Here is an 18,161-nt window from a genome sequence, read left to right as displayed (position 1 = left end):
GGCTACGCCGCCCTCGGGGCGCTACGCCTGCAGGAACATCTCGGGATCGAACTCGTCGATCGGGATCACCCGCACCCGCGGCAGCGGGGCGTCGAAGGCGTCCGCGTCGTACTCGAGGTCGAACAGCTCCAGGCCGGGGATCGAGGCGTACTCGCTGCTTCGGAACTCGTGGAACGCGAGCACGCCGAGGCGACGACTGCCGGCCAATCCCGCCAGGTCATCGACGAAGTCTCGGTCATGGCTGACCAGCACGACATCGCCGTCGTGCGCCGCGAGCGCCCGCAGGGTGCGCTGGATGGCGATGTCGACCACCTTCTCGTCCGACGCCCCGGAGAGTGAGACCGGCTGGTAGCCCAGCGCGAGCAGCGCCTGCACGAACGACATGGGCAGGTGCGCCGAAGCGTTGAGGAAGAACAGGCCCTTCGCAGGCTGTCCCCAGCGCTCCGACACGAACGCCAGCAGGCGGTCCCACCGGGGGCGCTCCTCCGGCTGGGGTCGACGGCCCAGGATCGATGACCCGAGGGTCGCATCGATGTTCTCGCCGTCGACGAGCACCCAGGTGTTGCGTTCGCTCACGTCGCCTCTCTCCGCGGCGTGCGCCGCCCGTTGATGATGGCTCGACGCTATCAGCGACGACCTCGGCTCAGTCCGGCGAGCCGTCGTCGTGCGTCTGTTCGGCGCGCGCGGCCTCCTCCTCCACCTCGTCGGAGACGGCGGGCGTCGGCGGCGCATCGTCGTGTACCGCATCTTCGGAATGGGTCTCGTGTGGACGCTTGTCGGTCATGTGTCCTCCTTGCGACCTCTCCACTGTCGGACCGGTTCGCCCGCGAGGGAGCCCCCTGGACAAGCACCGGCCGGGCGTGGCACAGTGCGCTCTCGGGTCAGCGTCGCCGGAGCACCGCGTCCATCGCCTTCCCGCGGGCCAACTCGTCCACGAGTTTGTCGAGGTATCGGATCTTCTGCATGAGCGGATCCTCGATCTCCTCGACCCGCACCCCGCACACCACTCCCGTGATCCGATCGACGTGCGGGTTCACCGTCGCATCGGCGAAGAACTGCTCGACGGTGCGTCGCTCGTCGATCTGACGCGCGAGCGCGGCACCGTCGTATGCGGTGAGCCAAGCGATCACCTCGTCGACCTCCGCACGCGTGCGTCCCTTGCGCTCGGCCTTGGCGACGTAGAGCGGATACAGGTCCGCGAACGGCATGGTGAAGATCCGATGCATGGTCAACCTCCAAGGTACGCCTGCGCGACGCGGCGCAGATCCCAGAGGTCGCTGACGCCGGCGAGTTCGCGTGCCGAGTGCATCGACAGGATCGGGATGCCGACATCGATCGTGCGGATTCCGAGACGTGTCGCGGTGATCGGTCCGATGGTCGACCCGCACGGCACGCCGTTGTGCGAGACGAACTCCTGGACATTCGCGCCCGCGGCCAGGCACCAGCCGTTCCACGCCGCCGCCCCCGCGGCATCCGTCGCGTAGCGCTGGTTCGCGTTGATCTTGAGGATGGGCCCCGACCCGAGCACGGGCTGGACGACCGGATCGTGCTTCTCGGCGTAGTTGGGGTGAATCGAGTGGCCGACGTCGCTGGAGACGCACCAGGAGTCCGACAGCGCACGCAGCTGCTGCTCCCGGTCGGCGCCGAGGCCGAGCCACAGGCGCTCCAGCACATCGGAGAGGAACGGCCCAGCAGCGCCGGAGCGCGTGCCGGAGCCCACCTCCTCGTGGTCGAACACGGCGAGCATCGGGATATGGTCCGGTTCGGCGTCGACAGCGGCGGCGAGAGCAACGGCACCGGCGTGCACGGATGCGAGGTCGTCCAGCCGACCCGCGGCGAAGAAGACGTCTTCCTGACCGAACACGGCACCCCGCGCCGCATCGGCGGTGACGACGTCGTAGCCGCGGATCCGCCCGGGGTCGACACCTGCGGAGGCCGCGAGCTCGCCCAGGAGATCCGCGGATTCGGCGCTGCCGAGGCCCCAGACCGGCTGGGTCTGAGTCTGCTTGTCCAGGGAGAGACGGTCGTTCACCTCGCGGTCGAGGTGGATCGCGAGTTGAGGCAGACGCAGGAGCGGCCCCGTGGCGGCCAGGACGCTGCGCCCGTCGTCCAGCACGAGTCGGCCGGCCAGACGCAGTTCCCGGTCCAGCCAGGAGTTGAGCATCGGGCCCCCGTAGACCTCCACGCCGGCCTGCAGCCAGCCGAACCGCCCGGTGGTCGGTTTCGGTTTCAGCTTGAAGCCGGGGGAATCGGTGTGCGCCCCGAAGATGCGGACACCGGTGGCGGCGGTGGCGCTCCTCGGCACGACCCAGGCGATTGCCGCGCCGTCGCGCACGACGTAGTGACCTCCTCGCGCATCCGAGGGCCACGCCTGACCCTCCTCGAGACGCGTGAAGCCGGCATCGTGCAGCCGTCGCGCCACCTCTGCGGCAGCGTGGAAACTCGACGGCGAGGCGGCGACGAAGTCGGCGAGGTCGTCGGCGTGGGCGCGGGCGTTCGAGGCGGTGGGCAACGGGAGTTCTCCTGGCGGTGCGGAAGCGGCGGTGTCCTCGAGCGTAGTCACCGATCCGGATCCCGGCGACGCGCCGACACCACCGGCGCCGGACGAGCCGGATCGGCCTGGTCGCGCGCGAGCATCCAGACCCCCGCCATCGCGGCCATGCCCGTCGCTGCGAAGACCAGGAAGCTCCACCACGGCGCCGAAGCCGCCTCCTGCAGCACGGTGATCCCGAGCACGACGGCCACGAACGGGTCGACCACGGTCAGTCCCGCCACCACGACCTGTGGGCTGTTGACGGTATGCGCGGTCTGCACGCACCAGATGGACAGGGCTCCGGCCACGGCGATCCCCGCTGCGCACGCGATCGTGAGGAGATTCGTCTCGTCGAGCACCACGTTGCCGCGAACGACGGCCGTCTGCACACGCAGGATGACGGTCTTGCCGAGCGTGGCGACGAACCCGGAGTACAGGCCGCCGAGCAGCACGTAGACGACCGGCGGCATGCGCCGTCGTCTCAGGCCGATCGCGGCTCCGACCGTGACGGCGAGCACGAGCAGCAGGACGATGAGCACCGCGATCAGCTGGCGATTCGTGATGGTGGTCTGCACGCTGACCGCAGCGGCGACGGAGACGAAGATCCCGAGTCCGGCCACGCAGACCGCGATCGCAACGATCTCGCGCACGCGCGGCGGGGTCTTTGTCACCCACGCGGTGAGCAGTGACGCGAAGACGAGCGCGACGACTCCGACGGGCTGCACGACCATCAGGGGCGCGAAGGCCAGCGCTGCCAGCTGCACGAGGATGGCGAGACCGAACAGCGCGCTGCCGCCGAGCCAGACGGGGTCGCGCACGAGTCGCGAGAAGTGCGCGGGGCCGAGCCCATTCCCCTGCGCAGAGGTGCGCGCGACGCCGCGGGATTGCAGGAAGTTGCCGAGTGTCAGCAGGAGAGCCGACAGCACCGCCAGTGCGATGCCGATGATCGGGAACGAGGTGATGGTCACCGGGTGGCTTCTCTCGATCGCACGGCGTCCACGCTAGCGGCAGCAGCCGTGGCGTGGCGTCACGGGATGCGGCGTGAGACGAATCCCGCGAGCAGCGCGTGCAGGAGCGCCGGGACCGACGCGATCATGAGCGCCGTCCCGGCCACGGGGTCATCGGGGCGCAGGACCGCACCGGCGATCAGGAGCCCCGCGAACAGGACGGCGGACACCACGCGGCGGGCGAGGACCTCGAGCCCGCGCAGTCGCGTGTCCAGCCTCGGTGCGTCCACGCTCAGGCGTCCCTCTTCGAGCCGGCTGAGCACGTCGTCCATGCGGCGCGGCATGCGCGCCACCAGTCCCGCGACCGACACCGCCTCCTTTGCGAACGCCTGCACGACGTTGCCCTGCTCGTCGCGGATGAGTCGCTGCGCGTACGGTTCCACCGCATCCCAGATGTTGAAGGCGGGGTCGAGGGCGCTGCACACGCCCGACGTGAGGGAGACCGCACGGATCACGAGCAGGAAATTCTCCGGGAGCTGGAACGGCATCCGCCGCACCAGGTCGCGGAACTCCACCGCGAAGTCGCGGAACTCCCGCGGGTCGACCTCCTGCAGCTCCGCGAACCCCATTCCACCGAAGCGGGCGAACAGTGCTGTCATCGCACGTTCGAGTTCGACCGTGTCGGCCGACGGCAGCAGCACACCGACGTCTCGGATGCTGTCCACGAGCTGCCGGCCGTTGCGTGCCGCCACCGCGACGATGAGGCGCTGCAGCCCCTGCCGGAGCCGGTCGGGGACCTCGCCCATCATGCCGAAGTCGATGAACGTCAGCGTCCACGGCCGATCGCCGTCGGGCGTCGGAGTGACGAAGACGTTGCCGGGATGCGGATCGGCGTGGAAGTAGCCGTGGCTGAACAGCTGCTCGAACATCACCGCCGCGAACGCGTGGGCGACCTCGGTCGGATCGATCCCCGCGTCGCGCAGGGCGTCGCGATCGGTGATCTTGATGGCCGTGACATCGGCGAGGGTGAGCACGCGTCGCGTCGAGCGTTCCCACGCGACCTCGGGTGCGACGACCCGCGCATCATCGGCGAAGTCGTCGCGGAACCGCTCGGCGTTGGCGGCCTCGTGGATGTAGTCGATCTCCTCGAGGCTGGTGACCGCGAATTCCTCCAACAGCGCCGGCAGGTCGACGTGCTCGCGCACGACCCGCACGCGATCGAGCCAGGCCGCCACACGACGCAGCGCAGCCAGGTCGACGTCGACGATCTGGTCGATTCCGGGACGCTGCACCTTGACGACGACATCGGCGAACCCGGTGAGGGCCGCCTCCGCCGGAGTCAGCCGAGCGCGATGTGCCTGGCCGAGGGACGCAGCAGCAACCGGCGTGGGATCGACACACTCGTACACGCCCGACAGGGGCGCCCCGAGTTCGGCCTCGGTGAGCATCCGGATCGCGTCGAAGTCGACCGGAGGCACCTCATCCTGCAGGCCTTCGAGCTCGGCGGTGATCTCGGGCGGCAGCACGTCCAGGCGCGAGGACATGAACTGCCCCACCTTGATCATGAGGCCGCCCAGCGCCACGGCGAGGGTGTGGAAGTTCCGCGCGAGACGCTGCAGCCGGCGCGCGCGTCCGCGGGCGGCGAGCGAGGCCAGACCGATCCGGGGCAGGAAGAGCTCGAACCACCAGGCCTGCAGCATGTATCGCGCGGCGAAGCGCAGAATGCGTCGGTAGCGCGCGCGGGTATGCCGCACGTCGGTCATCGAGCCTCCTGTACGCGATGCCCGAAGCCGACGCGGGTCGGCATCCGGTCAGTCCTGGGCGAGGATCGAATAGAGCTTACGTCGTGCCTCGTCGAGAACTCGCTCCGCTTCGGCGACCTGCTCCGCGGTACCGTGCTGCGCCACCTGCGCGGCGGCCTGCGCGAGCTTCACACCCGCCTTGGGAAGCGTCGCGGCGCGCGCCGCATCCTTCATCCCCGGCATCTCCCACGGCGCCGAGCGTTCTCCACTCGACTCGGCCTCGGCGCGTCCCGCCTCGGTCAGGGAGTAGGTCTTCTTGCCCCCGGACTCCTCCGCGACGACCAGACCCTCGTCGGTGAGCATCTGCAGCGTCGGATACACCGAACCGGGGCTCGGCTTCCACATTCCCCCGCTGCGCTCGCCGATCTCGGCGATGATCTGATACCCGTGCATCGGCTTCTCGAGCAGCAGGGCGAGCACCGCGGAGCGCACGTCGCCGCGGGCCATGCGCGTCGGGAACCGCTGCTCGAAGGCCTCGCGCAGCTGGTCGACGGCGTCGAAGATGCCGCCGCCGGTGAAGCCGCGCCCGGGGCCGAACTGTCCAGTTGAGAATGACGTGTTCACGAGAGCTCCCTTCTTCGCCGGCCGATGGGCGGGCGATAGTGGACGATATATCGCCACTGTACGCTCGCGCGAAGCCCCGGTGGGTCCTTCTCAGCGAGTTGCCAGCGCCGGACGCCTAGCGCCAGAGCACGACGCGCCGGTCCCCCACCTCGACGACCTCGGCCGGCGTCTCATAGAGGGATTCCAGGTTCTCCGCGGTGACGACCTCGGTGACGGGTCCGTGATGCAGCACACGCCCGTCGCGCATCGCCACGACGTCATCGGCGAACTGTCCCGCGACGTTGATGTCGTGCATCACGACGACGACCGTCATCTCGCGCTCCGCGACCAGCCGCCGCAGGAGCTTCATGAGACTGACGGCATGACGGGGGTCCAGGTTGTTCAGCGGCTCGTCGAGCAGCAGATGGTCCGTGTTCTGCGCGAGCGCCATCGCGACGAACGCCCGCTGCCGCTGACCCCCGGAGAGCTCGTCCAGGAATCGCCGGCGCACCGGCTGAAGGTCGAGCAGGTCCAGTGCGCGCTCGACGTGCGCGCGATCATCGGCCGTGCGACCCGATCTGCCGTGAGGGAAGCGGCCGTATCCGACCAGGTCCTCGACACTCAGACGGATGGCGAGGTGGTTGTCCTGGCGCAGGATCGCGAGCCGGCGGGCCAGCTCGCGCGAGCGGGTCGTGACGACGTCCAGTCCCCCGACGGTGATGGTGCCGGCGTCGGCTCCGACGAGGCGGCCGATGGTGGCCAGGAGCGTGGATTTCCCCGCTCCGTTCGGTCCGATGATCGCGGTGAACCCTTGTCGGATCTCCAGCGTCACGTGCTCGAGCGCGACGACGCTGCCGTGACGTTTTGCGACGGACTCGGTCTGGATCATGTCAGCGGGCCCTTCCCGAGATGACGAGGACGATGAAGAAGAGTCCACCCGCGAACTCGATGACGACCGGCAGTTCGGTGGAGAAGCCGAGCAGTCGGTCGAGGATGAGCTGTCCGCCAACGAGGGCGATCACCCCGGTCGCGATGGCGGTCGGCACGCTCAGGGCGTGACGGTGACCCACGAGGCCGTAGGCGACGTTGGCCACCAGAAGACCGAAGAAGGTCACCGGGCCGACGAGAGCGGTGGACACCGCGACGAGCACGGCGATGACCAAAACCACGTGCATCGTGACGCGACGATGGGCGACGCCCAGGGACACCGCGGTGGACTCCCCGAGGGAGAGCACGTCGAGGGAACGGCGGATGGGCCAGAGCGACATCGCGGCCACCCCGACCAGGACGGCGCTGGGGAGCAGGAGCTCGCGGTCGATCGACGTGAAGCTGGCGAACAGCAGATCCTGTACGACGGCGAAGGTGTCCGGATCGAGGAGACGCTGCAGGAACGAGGTCACGGAGCGGAACATCACTCCGAGGACGAGGCCGGCGAGCACGATGACGTGCAGGTCGTATCTGCGGCGCACGAACAGCCACCAGTAGAGCAGGGTGACCGTCCCCGCCATGAGGACCAGCTCGACCGTCCAGCTTGCGATCGCGGGGGCCGCGACGAGCACGGCAGGACCGATCGCGAAGGCGGTCACCACCTGGATGGCCATGAAGACGGCGTCGAAGCCCATGATCCCGGGCGTCAGGATGCGGTTGGCGGTGATGGTCTGGAACAGAACGGTGGCCGCACCCACCGCGCTCGCCGCGATCACCATCCCGGCGATCGTGCGCCACCTGAGTCCGAGCGCGTACTCCCACCGCCCCGGCAGATCGGTGAACAGGTAGATCGCGATCGCGATCGCAGCCAGCGCGACGACGATCGCCAGCCGGAGCTCGTGCGAAGCGAGCGCACTTCGCGCCCGGTGCGAGGTGCCGGAGTCGCTCATCCCGTCCCCTCCTTCCGCAGCGACCGTGCCTGTGGCCGCCCACGCCGGCGCGGAGCGACCCCGTCGACCGGCCGGGCCGTGCTCAGCAGAAGCCAGAGGAAGACGGCGCCACCGATCACGCCCATGACGATGGAGATCGGTATCTCGAAAGGGAACCGCACAACGCGGCCGACGATGTCGCAGAGCAGCACGAGCGCAGCGCCCAGCAGCGCGACCAGCGGTACCGCGCGGCGCATGTTGTCACCGATGAGGCGACTGACGACGTTGGGCACGATGAGACCGAGGAAGGGAATGGCGCCGGTGACGACCATCATGGTGCCGGTGACGATCGCGATGATGATGACGCCGAGGGCGAAGATCACCCGTGTGTCGAGGCCGAGGCCGCGCGCGGTGTCCTGGCCGAGGCCGGCGACCGTGAACCGATCGGCCGCCACCCAGGCAATGAGCGCCGCGGCGGCTGCGAGGTAGAGCATCTCGTAGCGACCGCGGAGAATGCCGGAGAAGTCACCCACGCCCCACGCCAGCAGCTCCTGGAGCATGTCGGAGCGATAGGCGATGAAGGTCGTGATCGCTCCGATCAGTCCGCCGTAGAGCAGGCCCACGATAGGCACCAGCACACTGGATCGGGCCGGGATCCGCCGCGAGAGCGCCAGGAATCCCAGGACGCCCACCAACGCGCCGAGCGACGCTGCGATCGCCTTCCCCCAGATCGGCATGCCGGGCGTGGTCATCAGCACGCCGAGGAGGGCGAGGCTTCCCGCGTCGGCGGCGCCGGTGGTCGAGGGCTCGACGAAGCGGTTGCGCACCAGCAACTGCATGATGAGCCCGGTGACGGCGAACGCGGCGCCTGCGAGGATCAGGGCCACCGTCCGCGGCACGCGACTGGCGAACAGCACGAATGCGTCGAGCTCGGCGACGCCGATGAACAGCGATATCGTCGCGAGGACGGCGGTCAGTGCCATCCCCGCGACGATCAGCACGGACGGAGAGACCCGCGCGAGCGGGCCTCTCCGATCGGAACCGTGCGTGGTCAGAGCATCCGTCACGCGGTGAGTTCGTCGCCGACCGTCGTCAGCACGTTCTCGATCGCGGTGAGTCCGTTGATGACGATGTACAGCTCACTCGCGGGGAGCTCGATGATCTGGTCCTCCGCGCCCGCCGTCGTCTGCGCGACCAGCTCGTTGTCGAGGGTCTCGCTCGCACTGCTGGAGTCGCCGATCGCGGCGCCGCGGTCGAAGACGATGATCCACTCCGGGTTCGCCGAGAGGAGGAACTCGTTGGTGACCGTGTCACCGTGCGGCGAGCCTTCCGCACCGGGAAGCTCCGCGGCCGCGACGGCCGGCGTGAAGCCGAGCTCGTCGAAGAAGTAACCGAAGCGGGAGCCCTCACCGAAGGCACCGTACTCTCCGCCGGAGACCGACAGCACGAGAGCCGTGCCGTCGATGGATTCCTCGATCTGCGTCTCGAGCGCCTCGATCTCCGCGACCTGCTCGGCCACGGCGTCTTCGGCGCCGAAGATCTCGCCCAGCTGCTCCGCACGCACCAGGCCCGCGGCCGGATCGAACGTGCCCCCGCTGGTGCCGGTCAGGTCGATCGTCGTGGCGATCTCCGACAGCTCGTCGTACTGAGCGGTGCTGCGCGCGGCCACGACGATAAGGTCGGGTTCGAGTTCTGCCACGGCTTCGAAGTCGGGCTCGAACAGCGAACCGACCTTCGGGAGATCCGCGTAGTCCGAAAGGTACTCCGGCAGAGCGATGTCGGGGATGCCGACCACGGCGTCACCGGCTCCGATCGCATCCAGCGTGTCGAGAGTGGCGATGTCGAAGGTGACGACCGCTTCGGGCTGGTAGGGGACCTCGACGGAATCGCGCGCAGCGCCGGGGTCCTCCCGGTAGGAGGACTCGCCGTCCTCTTCGACGAGGACGAGCGTCGGCTTTGCGTCCGCCACGGTGACAGTCTCCGTGACGGTCTCCTGCGTCTCGGCGGCAGGCTCGGACGATGCGCAGGCGCTCGCGACCAGAGCAACGCCGGTCAGCGCGACAAGAACGAGGGGAAGACGTGGATGTGACATGTGGGTAAGGCTAACCTAACCAAAAGCTGAGCGCACATCCGGCGGACTCACAGCGCGCATCCAGGCCACCGGGACCAAATCGCCGCCGACGACGGTTACCACTGATGACGCCGCAGCCAGCCGCGTCGAGATGCGAGAGGAACCGACATGAGCGACTACCGCAAGACACCCGAGGCGATCGAGCGCCTCACGGAGACGCAGTACCGCGTCACCCAGCGCGAGGGAACGGAGCCCGCCTTCGCCAATGCCTACTGGAACAACCACGAGGAGGGCATCTACGTCGATGTCGTATCGGGGCAGCCGCTGTTCGCCTCGACGGACAAGTACGACAGCGGCACCGGGTGGCCGAGCTTCACGCGACCGATCGACGACGACGCCGTCCGGACGCGCACCGATTGGAAGCTCCTGATGCCGCGCACCGAAGTGCGCTCGTCATCGGCGGACAGCCACCTCGGTCACGTCTTCCGAGACGGCCCACGGAGCGAGGGCGGGCTGAGATACTGCATGAACTCGGCCGCGCTGCGCTTCGTGCCGCTCGCAGACCTCGACGAGCAGGGATATGGCGCCTCCCGCTCGCTGTTCGACGCCACCACAACCGACCACACCGAGGAGAACGTCGCATGACCACCGACAACGGATCCATCACCACCGTCCCCGGCCTCGAGACCGCCGTGCTCGCGGGCGGCTGCTTCTGGGGCATGCAGGATCTCATCCGCCGACAGCCGGGGGTCGTGCAGACACGCGTCGGATACACGGGGGGTGACAACGCGCACGCCACCTATCGCAACCACCCGGGGCACGCCGAGGCGGTAGAGATCGTCTTCGACCCCGCCAAGACCTCGTTCCGAGACATCCTGGCGTTCTTCTTCCAGATTCACGACCCGTCGACGCTGAATCGTCAGGGCAACGACATCGGCACGAGCTACCGTTCGGCGATCTTCCCCGTGAATCCGGAGCAGGAGCGCGTCGCACGAGACACGATCGCCGACGTCGACGCATCGGGTCTGTGGCCGGACAGGGCCGTCACGACCATCGAGGAGTCAGGCCCGTTCTGGGAGGCTGAACCCGAGCACCAGGACTACCTCCTGCGCATCCCGAACGGCTACACGTGCCACTTTCCGCGACGCGACTGGGTGCTGCCGAAGCGCTCGGAGGCCACAGCCTGATCGATACCGACGTGCGGGCCGGATGGCGCCGACGGGGCGCGTCCGGCCCGCACGTCGTTCAGTCCTCCTCGCGCTCGTCGTCGTCGGGCGCGGGCGTGTCAGGTGAGGGCAGGGGCGGTTGCGAGTCGCCGCCGGCTGCGGGCGGTGCGGGCGGTGCGGGCGGAAGGGTGTCGCTCTCACCCGCGGCAAGACGCGTCTTGTCCTCGGCCGTGAGGTGTTCTCGTTCGCTCATGTCCTCACGCTACGAATCGCGCCACCGCGACGCACCCGCTTGACAATCTGTGCGACGGTGGAGTGTCCGCGACACGGACGCATGCTCCACGGCCGAAAATCCACCGAAGGGATCAGCAACGGTGAGCAGATACGACGAGATCACCGAAGCGGACCTGCGCGCCGCGGGCAGCATGAAGTGGACCGCGTACCCCGGAAAGACGGGAGCGTGGGTCGCCGAGATGGACTTCGGCGTCGCGCCGGCGATCCAGGAGGCGCTCAGCTCCGCCGCCGCTCGCGGACTCACCGGGTACCTGCCGCCGTGGCTCACCGCCGACCTCGCACGGGCGACCGCCGACTGGTACGCGAGTCGCTTCGGATGGGAGATCCCGGTGGGGCGGATCCACCCCGTGCCGGATGTGATCGCCGCTTTCGAGTCGACCATCGAGCACTTCATGCCCGCGGGATCCGCGGTGATCGTGCCCACGCCGGCCTACATGCCGTTCCTGTTCGTGCCGCAGATGCACGGCCGGGAGGTGATCCAGGTGCCGAGCGTCGAACGGGATGGGCGCATGACGATGGACCTGGACGCGATCGGTCGGGCCTTCGACGACGGCGCCGGGCTGCTGGTCCTATGCAACCCGCACAACCCGCTGGGGACCGTGTTCACGCGCGATGAGCTCGACGCGGTGGCGGCCGTCGTCGACGCGAAGGGCGGGCGGGTCTTCGCCGACGAGATCCACGCGCCTCTCGTGTTCGACGGCGCGCGGCACATCCCCTACGCGTCGGTCTCGGAGGCGGCGGCGTCGCACACGATCACCGCCGCGTCGGCGTCGAAGGCCTTCAATCTCGCCGGACTCAAGTGCGCGCAGCTGATCGTGTCCAACGACGCCGATGCGGCTCTCTGGGCGGAACACGCGATGTGGTCGGGGCACGGCACCTCCACGCTCGGCGTCGTGGCGAACGTGGCGGCGTACACCGACGGCGCGGCCTGGCTGGCGGAGACCGTCGACTACCTCGACGGCAACCGGCACGCGCTCGTCGATCTGCTCGCCGAACACGCGCCTCGGGCGCGGGTCACGGTGCCGGAAGGCACCTACATCGCCCTCATCGACTTCCGCGCGTACGACCTCGAAGGCGATCTCGGAGAATGGTTCCGCGTGCACGCCGACGTCGCCCTCACCGACGGCGCCGCCTGCGGAGAGGCGGCGATCGGACATGCCCGCATCATCTTCGCCCTGCCGCGGCCGATCCTCGAAGACGCGATTCGCCGGATCGGTGCCGCCTTGGCACGCCACGAGCAGGGCCGGGCGGAGCGCTCCCCCGCCGCATGACCGCGCGCCGAGGTCCCGCTCAGGGACAGACGCGCAGGGTGCGGTCTTCGAACGACACGATGTCTCCGACCTGCAGCTGGCGACCCCGACGGCGATCGACGTCGCCGTTGACGGTCACGAAACCGTCGATGATGGCTTCCTTCACATCGCCGCCCGAGTCCAGGAGCCCGGCGAACTTGACGAACTGACCGAGCCGGATGCCGTCGCCGCCGATCGGGACGTCTTCGATCCGTTCGGGCGTGTCCATGTCCGCATTCTAGCGATCGCTCCCGGACTACCCGGATGCGCGGCGCTTGCGCATCTGGGCGAGCGGCATGTTCAGCCGCGGATTGCCGGTCAGCTGATCCTCGTGCTCGTCGAGGAACGTCCAGTAGGCGTCGGTGAAGGCGGAATCGCGTGCGGCCTTGTCGCTGGACCACCACGAACCCATCCGCTGCAGATACGCCCCTCCCGAGATGTACGGCTTCGTGGCGACCCGGCCACCGTCGGCGTATTGACTCATTCCCTGCACGTTCGGCACCATGACCCATTCGTACGCGTCGACGAAGAGGCTCGAGAACCACTCGTACACCTCTCGCGGATCGTAGCCCTGGAGCAGGAACCAGTTGCCGAGCACCATCAGTCGCTCGATGTGGTGCGCGTACCCGTGACGGATGACACGCGCCAGCACGGTGCGGACCGGCACCGGCAGGTCTTCCGGCACCCCCTCGCCGGTGTACCACCAGTCCTCGAGAGAGCGCCGCAGCGCGAAGTGATTCGCGTGCATCAGCTCCGGCCAGGCTCGGTACGCGCCGCGCATGTACTCGCGCCAGCCGATCACCTGTCTCACGAAGCCCTCGAGGGAGGCCAGCGGCACCTCATCGCGACGCCCGACTGCAGCACGGACCACCTCATCGACGGTCAGGAGGCCGACGTTCAGCAGAGGGCTGAGCACGCCGTGGAAGAGGAACGCCTCGTCGGCGTCCATCGCGTCCTCGTATCGGCCGAAAGACGCGAGCCGCTCGGTGACGAAGGCGTTCAGCCATGAGCGCGATGTCTCTGGCGTGACCGGCAGCCAGAACTCGGTGGGGTCGCCCGGCGCATCCGGAAAGTGCCGCCCGACGTCTTCGATCGCGCCCGCGGTGGCCTCGTCGGCCGGCCCGATCGGAAGGGGCGGAATCTCGACGCCGCCCTTCGGGAGCGGTTCGCGATTCTCCGCGTCGAAGTTCCACCGCCTGCCGGCCGGCTTCCCACCGTCCATGAGGATTCCGGTTCGTCGACGCTGCCACCGGTAGAAGTCCTCCATGCGCGCGCCCTCGTGCTCGGCGAACCAGCGGTCGACCTCCTCCGCCGGAGTGAGGAAGAGAGCATCGTCGTAGACGCGCGTCGCGATGCCCTCGTCGTCGCAGATCCGACGGATGCGGCCGTCGACCCCACGGTCGGTCGCACTCATCCACGCGAGCCCGTCGACACCGAACTCGCGGATGAGGCGGCGCAGAGCGTCCGCGAATCCACTGCCCTCACCGAGGGGGACCCGCCGGACCGTGCGGCCGTCCGCCTCGAGACGAGACGACGCCTGCCGCATGCCCGCCAGGATCAGCACCCGCTTGTGCGCGTGATAGCGCCGTTTGACGAAGGACGACCGCGCCTCGATGAAGAAGAACACGTCGATGTCGTCTTCGGCATACGCCGGATGAGCCGCGAACAGCTGGGTGCCGAGGATCAGTGCAGCCTTCACGATGCCTCGGCCTCGGTCACCGGCTGACGCAGGATGGTGCGCAGTCTCTCCGGCGCCGTGCGACGCGGATCGCCGAGATAGATCTCGTGGTGATGTCCGCGCATCCGCAGTCCCCTGCCCGCAATCGCCTCGTCGTGCATCCGCGCGAGCACCGGGCCCTCGTCGTCGTACGGACCGACGTGCAGCGTCTGAACGCATCGCCCCTCATCCACCGACGCGATGCGCAGGCGCTCGATCGCCGGGGCGCCCTTGTCAGCCGCGCGCGCAAGCGCTCGATCGATCTGGTCCTCGGCGACCGCATCGGGCACGACGATCATCGCGGACCACTTCCACCGCTTCTTGTCTCGGGCCGCCGTGAAGAAAGCGAGATCGTCCGCCCACCACAGCGCCTCGAGGGGACCGACGACGTAGTCGACGCCGAGCTCCTGCTTGCTGAGGAACTTCAGGGGGAAAGAGAAGGTGTAGAGCGTCGCGACCGCGTCGCGGTACGCGACGGTGGTGTTCGGGTCACCTGCTCCGTCGATCATCGCGTACCGGCGGCGCGGAATGTCGACGTCGTCGAAAACGCCTCGCCGCGCCGCGTAGCCCGAGAGCTCCTTCTTGAGGTCGATCTTCACCTCGCCTCACCTCTCCTCTCCGCGGGTCACCACCCGAGGGACCCCGGCACGCCCTTGAACGGACCCACCACGTCGGGCGTGATCCATCCGCCGTAGAAGTTGCCGTGCTGCGGTCGCACGAGAACCCCGCCGATCTCGCACCGATCCATGCTCTCGGCGTACACCGCGACACGGTCGGCGAGCGTCTCGAACCCCGTCAGCGGCGACGGGTAGTTCCACGCCGCACGAGGGCGGGTCTGCCCGCCGCCGTGGACGTCGAAATAGCGGGCGCGCCCTTTGAACTCGCAGGCCGAGGCTCCTTCGCCCCGCGTGAGGGCGCCAGGAGCGAAAGCAGCGAGAGGCAGGTAGTACGTCGGCGGATGACTCGTCTCGAGCACGCGCACCACGTCGTCGATGTCGACGATCACGTCGCCGCCGAGCGTGATCACCGCGCGGCTGTCGACGCGTTCGACGCGGGGTGGCCGGGGGTAGTCCCAAACAGACTCCTGTCCCGGACCGACCGGATCGGGCTGAGGGTGACGCATGATCCCAGGGTAGGACTCCGTGCGCCACCCGGCGCTGCCGTCGACTCCGTGCTCATAGGCTCGGGCCGTGGACACGACGGAGGTCATCGTCATCGGCGCAGGCATCGCCGGTCTGCGTTGTGCGCTCGCGCTCGCCGAGGCAGGACGCGACGTGGTCGTCGTCGAGGCCGGTTCACGAGTGGGCGGCCGTCAGCGCACGGATCGGGTCGACGGGTTCCTCCTGCTGGAGCCCTTCCTCGCCGGAGTGATCGCGGATGACACCGGCACCACTTCCGACGCCTTCGTGCGGCTCCTCGTGCGCATGTTCGTGCTCGGGCGCCCGGGACTTCCCGCGGACGGCATTCAGGCTCTCCCGCACCAGCTCGCCCGGCGCGTCACCGACGCCGGCGGACGCATCCGGCTGTCCCATCGCGCGTCGCGTATCGATCGCGCGTCGGGTCGCATGCGCGTCGAGATCGACGGCGCAGGCCCGGTCATCGCGGAGACGGTCGTCGTCGCGGTGGGTCCAGACGCGGTCTCCAACCTGATCGATGTGAGCCGCCCCCGCACGCGTGGACTTCAGACCTGGTGGTTCGACGCGTCAGCTGCGCCGCCGTCGTCGGCCGCCGTCCACGTCGACGGGCGACGATCCGGCCCCGTCATCAACACCGTGGCGATGCCGCACACCGTCGCGACATACGCCCCTCCCGGCAAGCATCTCGTCCAGGCGACGTGCCTGCTCTCGGAGACCCGCGCCCCCGACGAGCCACAGGTCCGCCGACACCTCGAGGAGATCTGGGGTTCCCGGGCGGGCGACTGGTCGGTCCTGCGCCGGGATGACATCCCACACGCTCTTCCGGCACAGGCAGCGCCGCTTCGCGTCGCCTCGCCGACACGGATCGCAGAGGGCGTGTTCGTCGCGGGCGATCACCGGGACACCGCATCGATTCAGGGCGCCCTCGTGTCGGGAAAGCGAGCGGCGCGAGCAGTCCTGTCGCCTTAGCGACGCGGCGCGAGATCGGGGCCGACCGCCTCGCGCTCGTCGAAGACGAAGCAGTCTCCGTCCCAGTGGGCTCCCCCGACGTGCTCGAAGTAGCCCAGGACGCCGCCATCGAGCTGAAACGCCTCGACACCCTGCTCGCGAAGGTGGATCGCCGCCTTCTCGCATCGGATTCCGCCGGTGCAGTAACTGACGACGGTCTTGCCGACGAGACTCCCCCGAGCCGCGCTCGCCGCGTCGGGGAACTGCGTGAAGCGCTCGATGCGCCAGTCGATCGCCCCCGCGAAGCGGCCGTAGTCGACTTCGAAGCCGTTGCGCGTGTCGAGCATCACGACTTCTCGGCCGTGATCGTCCACCCCGTCATCCAGCCACCGCTTGAGGGTCTGCGGCGACACAGCGGGAGCTCGCCCGCCCTCCGGCCGGATGGCCGGTCGATCCATGCGGATGATCTCGCGCTTGATCTTGACGACCATCTTCCGGAAGGGCTGCTCGCGCGACCAGCTCTCCTTCGCCGTCAGGTTCGCGAACCGCTCCTCCGCCCGCAGATCGTCGAGGATGCCGCGCACCGCCGCGGCGTCGCCCGCGAGGAAGAGGTTGATGCCCTCTGCGGCGAGGATGATCGTGCCCCGAACCCCGGCGGCGACCGCACGCGCCCGAAGGCGCTCGCGCCGCTCCTCGAGACCGTCCAGCGCGGTGAAGAGGTAGGCGCTGACGTTCAGCACGGATGACACGCCCCCAGGCTACGCGGTCGGCACGCTCGCGCAGCGCCGCATCCCACATTTGGTTGTGCTCAATTCAATTGTGCACAATACTCATGGACATGCCCGGGATCGACGACATGGTGTGCTTCTCGCTCTACGCCGCGAGTAGGTCGACCACGCAGGCCTACCGACGCGTCCTCGAGCCGTGGCACATGACCTACCCGCAGTACCTCGTGCTCGTCGCCCTCTGGACCGAGGGTCCGCTCTCCGTGCGCGAGCTCGGCGACCGCCTCGCGCTCGACTCCGGCACCCTCTCTCCGCTGCTGAAGCGCCTCGAGAGCCGCGGGTTGCTGACCCGCACGCGCCGCAGCGACGACGAGCGCGTCGTGGATGTCGCACTGACGGGCGCGGGCTCGAGCATGCGACACGACATGGCGGATGTGCCCCGGCAGATCGCGCAGTGCATGGGCATCGGCATGGAGGCCGCCCGCGCACTTCTGGACTCCCTGCACGAGCTGACCGCGCACGTGCAGGCGAGCAACGAGGCGACCGTCTCGTGACATCACACGGAAGGACCACCATGGACGCCATCTACACCGCCGAGGCCCTCGCCACGGGAGAAGGACGCGCGGGAGCCGTCAAGACGCGCGACGGTCACGTCGACATGGACCTGCGCATCCCCCGTGAGATGGGTGGCCCCGGCGGCGGGGCCAATCCCGAAGCGCTCTTCGCCGCCGGATACGCCGCATGCTTCCACAGCGCGCTCCAGGCGGCCGCCCGCGCACAGAAGGTGACTCTCGAGGACACGAGCGTCGGATCACGCGTGCATATCGGCAGCAACGGCGAGGGCGGCTTCGGCCTCGCCGTCGAACTCGAGGTCGTGATCCCCAACCTCCCCGCCGACCAGGCGCAGGCGCTCGCCGACGCCGCGCACCAGATCTGCCCGTATTCGAACGCCACCCGCGGGAACATCGACGTCACGGTCACCGTCTCCGACGACTGATATGTGGTTCGTTCTGTCAAGTGGGCAGGGTGAAGCGCCGCCTGGCTGGCTGCCGGGCGGCGCTTCGTCGTTCGCGCGTGGGGGCGGGGTGTGCGGCGTGTTCTGTGACGCGTGGTCAGTCTGATATTCGCGGGTTG

23 protein-coding genes are annotated in these 18,161 nt (G+C 68.9%); 6 read left to right on the top strand and 17 right to left on the bottom strand.

Going from position 1 to position 18,161, the window contains the following annotated elements; all coding sequences use genetic code 11:
- Positions 1-21: 21 nt before the first annotated feature.
- The 11 genes from B3S45_RS04470 to B3S45_RS04420 all read right to left on the bottom strand — a co-directional run bounded on the left by B3S45_RS04470 (position 22) and on the right by B3S45_RS04420 (position 9,773).
- Positions 22-576: an NYN domain-containing protein gene (locus tag B3S45_RS04470; protein WP_286717636.1), complete on the bottom strand. Its 555-nt coding sequence runs from the start codon at positions 574-576 to the stop codon at positions 22-24.
- A gap of 67 nt (positions 577-643) precedes the next feature.
- Positions 644-784 (bottom strand): hypothetical protein, encoded by a 141-nt coding sequence (locus B3S45_RS04465; protein WP_194383234.1) that lies wholly within the window; start codon positions 782-784, stop codon positions 644-646.
- A 97-nt stretch (positions 785-881) separates the two neighbouring features.
- Positions 882-1,226: a DUF2200 domain-containing protein gene (locus tag B3S45_RS04460; protein WP_194383235.1), complete on the bottom strand. Its 345-nt coding sequence runs from the start codon at positions 1,224-1,226 to the stop codon at positions 882-884.
- Between the two features lie 2 nt (positions 1,227-1,228).
- Complete coding sequence (locus B3S45_RS04455; RefSeq protein ID WP_286717634.1) at positions 1,229-2,512, bottom strand: M18 family aminopeptidase; 1,284 nt, start codon at positions 2,510-2,512, stop codon at positions 1,229-1,231.
- Between the two features lie 47 nt (positions 2,513-2,559).
- Complete coding sequence (locus B3S45_RS04450; protein WP_286717632.1) at positions 2,560-3,501, bottom strand: DMT family transporter; 942 nt, start codon at positions 3,499-3,501, stop codon at positions 2,560-2,562.
- Positions 3,502-3,560: 59 nt separating this feature from the next.
- Complete coding sequence (locus B3S45_RS04445) at positions 3,561-5,243, bottom strand: ABC1 kinase family protein (protein ID WP_286717630.1); 1,683 nt, start codon at positions 5,241-5,243, stop codon at positions 3,561-3,563.
- A 48-nt stretch (positions 5,244-5,291) separates the two neighbouring features.
- Entirely contained in the window at positions 5,292-5,846 is a 555-nt protein-coding gene (locus tag B3S45_RS04440) for a PadR family transcriptional regulator (protein ID WP_286717627.1), read from the bottom strand.
- 115 nt (positions 5,847-5,961) lie between these two features.
- Entirely contained in the window at positions 5,962-6,714 is a 753-nt protein-coding gene (locus B3S45_RS04435; RefSeq protein WP_286717625.1) for an ABC transporter ATP-binding protein, read from the bottom strand.
- A 1-nt stretch (position 6,715) separates the two neighbouring features.
- Entirely contained in the window at positions 6,716-7,702 is a 987-nt protein-coding gene (locus B3S45_RS04430; RefSeq protein WP_286717624.1) for an iron chelate uptake ABC transporter family permease subunit, read from the bottom strand.
- Positions 7,699-8,664 (bottom strand): ABC transporter permease, encoded by a 966-nt coding sequence (locus tag B3S45_RS04425; RefSeq protein WP_286717622.1) that lies wholly within the window; start codon positions 8,662-8,664, stop codon positions 7,699-7,701. Before B3S45_RS04425 ends, B3S45_RS04430 begins: the two co-directional genes overlap by 4 nt.
- 80 nt (positions 8,665-8,744) lie before the next feature.
- Positions 8,745-9,773 (bottom strand): siderophore ABC transporter substrate-binding protein, encoded by a 1,029-nt coding sequence (locus B3S45_RS04420; RefSeq protein WP_286717620.1) that lies wholly within the window; start codon positions 9,771-9,773, stop codon positions 8,745-8,747.
- A gap of 147 nt (positions 9,774-9,920) precedes the next feature.
- Between B3S45_RS04420 and msrB the strand changes: the two genes are divergently transcribed.
- Together msrB and msrA are read left to right on the top strand one after the other, a co-directional pair.
- On the top strand, positions 9,921-10,397 hold the full coding sequence (gene msrB / locus B3S45_RS04415) for a peptide-methionine (R)-S-oxide reductase MsrB (protein ID WP_286717618.1): 477 nt from the start codon (positions 9,921-9,923) through the stop codon (positions 10,395-10,397).
- Positions 10,394-10,939: a peptide-methionine (S)-S-oxide reductase MsrA gene (gene msrA / locus B3S45_RS04410; RefSeq protein ID WP_286717617.1), complete on the top strand. Its 546-nt coding sequence runs from the start codon at positions 10,394-10,396 to the stop codon at positions 10,937-10,939. Before msrB ends, msrA begins: the two co-directional genes overlap by 4 nt.
- Before the next feature lie 58 nt (positions 10,940-10,997).
- Here the strand turns inward: msrA and B3S45_RS04405 are convergent, their stop codons facing one another.
- A complete protein-coding gene (locus B3S45_RS04405; RefSeq protein WP_286717616.1) occupies positions 10,998-11,171 on the bottom strand; it encodes a hypothetical protein in 174 nt (57 codons plus the stop codon).
- Positions 11,172-11,292: 121 nt separating this feature from the next.
- Here B3S45_RS04405 and B3S45_RS04400 point away from each other — a divergent pair, with 121 nt between their 5' ends.
- A complete protein-coding gene (locus tag B3S45_RS04400) occupies positions 11,293-12,483 on the top strand; it encodes a MalY/PatB family protein (protein ID WP_286717615.1) in 1,191 nt (396 codons plus the stop codon).
- Positions 12,484-12,502: 19 nt separating this feature from the next.
- Here B3S45_RS04400 and B3S45_RS04395 read toward each other — a convergent pair whose 3' ends face one another.
- Genes B3S45_RS04395 through B3S45_RS04380 form a run of 4 tightly spaced genes read right to left on the bottom strand, consistent with a single transcriptional unit; the run spans position 12,503 to position 15,341 of the window.
- Positions 12,503-12,730 carry an RNA-binding S4 domain-containing protein gene (locus B3S45_RS04395; protein ID WP_286717613.1) on the bottom strand — a complete coding sequence of 76 codons (228 nt, stop codon included), beginning with the start codon at positions 12,728-12,730 and terminating at the stop codon, positions 12,503-12,505.
- A 27-nt stretch (positions 12,731-12,757) separates the two neighbouring features.
- Positions 12,758-14,200 carry a cryptochrome/photolyase family protein gene (locus tag B3S45_RS04390; RefSeq protein ID WP_286717611.1) on the bottom strand — a complete coding sequence of 481 codons (1,443 nt, stop codon included), beginning with the start codon at positions 14,198-14,200 and terminating at the stop codon, positions 12,758-12,760.
- Complete coding sequence (locus B3S45_RS04385) at positions 14,197-14,817, bottom strand: GyrI-like domain-containing protein (RefSeq protein WP_286717609.1); 621 nt, start codon at positions 14,815-14,817, stop codon at positions 14,197-14,199. Before B3S45_RS04385 ends, B3S45_RS04390 begins: the two co-directional genes overlap by 4 nt.
- Before the next feature lie 26 nt (positions 14,818-14,843).
- On the bottom strand, positions 14,844-15,341 hold the full coding sequence (locus tag B3S45_RS04380) for a DUF427 domain-containing protein (RefSeq protein WP_286717607.1): 498 nt from the start codon (positions 15,339-15,341) through the stop codon (positions 14,844-14,846).
- Between the two features lie 67 nt (positions 15,342-15,408).
- Between B3S45_RS04380 and B3S45_RS04375 the strand changes: the two genes are divergently transcribed.
- Positions 15,409-16,323, top strand: a complete 915-nt coding sequence (locus B3S45_RS04375) for an FAD-dependent oxidoreductase (RefSeq protein ID WP_286717605.1) — start codon at positions 15,409-15,411, stop codon at positions 16,321-16,323.
- Here the strand turns inward: B3S45_RS04375 and B3S45_RS04370 are convergent.
- On the bottom strand, positions 16,320-17,051 hold the full coding sequence (locus B3S45_RS04370) for a sulfurtransferase (RefSeq protein ID WP_286717603.1): 732 nt from the start codon (positions 17,049-17,051) through the stop codon (positions 16,320-16,322). The two genes, B3S45_RS04375 and B3S45_RS04370, sit on opposite strands and share 4 nt — an antisense overlap.
- An 89-nt stretch (positions 17,052-17,140) precedes the next feature.
- Here B3S45_RS04370 and B3S45_RS04365 point away from each other — a divergent pair, with 89 nt between their 5' ends.
- Entirely contained in the window at positions 17,141-17,581 is a 441-nt protein-coding gene (locus tag B3S45_RS04365; protein ID WP_286717602.1) for a MarR family winged helix-turn-helix transcriptional regulator, read from the top strand.
- A 20-nt stretch (positions 17,582-17,601) separates the two neighbouring features.
- Positions 17,602-18,024: an organic hydroperoxide resistance protein gene (locus B3S45_RS04360; RefSeq protein ID WP_194383252.1), complete on the top strand. Its 423-nt coding sequence runs from the start codon at positions 17,602-17,604 to the stop codon at positions 18,022-18,024.
- Positions 18,025-18,161 lie beyond the last annotated feature (137 nt).

It is taken from the genome of Microbacterium sp. UBA1612, from assembly GCF_002321605.1.
GTDB lineage: Bacteria > Actinomycetota > Actinomycetes > Actinomycetales > Microbacteriaceae > Microbacterium > Microbacterium luteum.
Note: the sequence above shows the minus strand (reverse complement) of the source record. Positions and strands in the feature narration are given on the sequence as shown.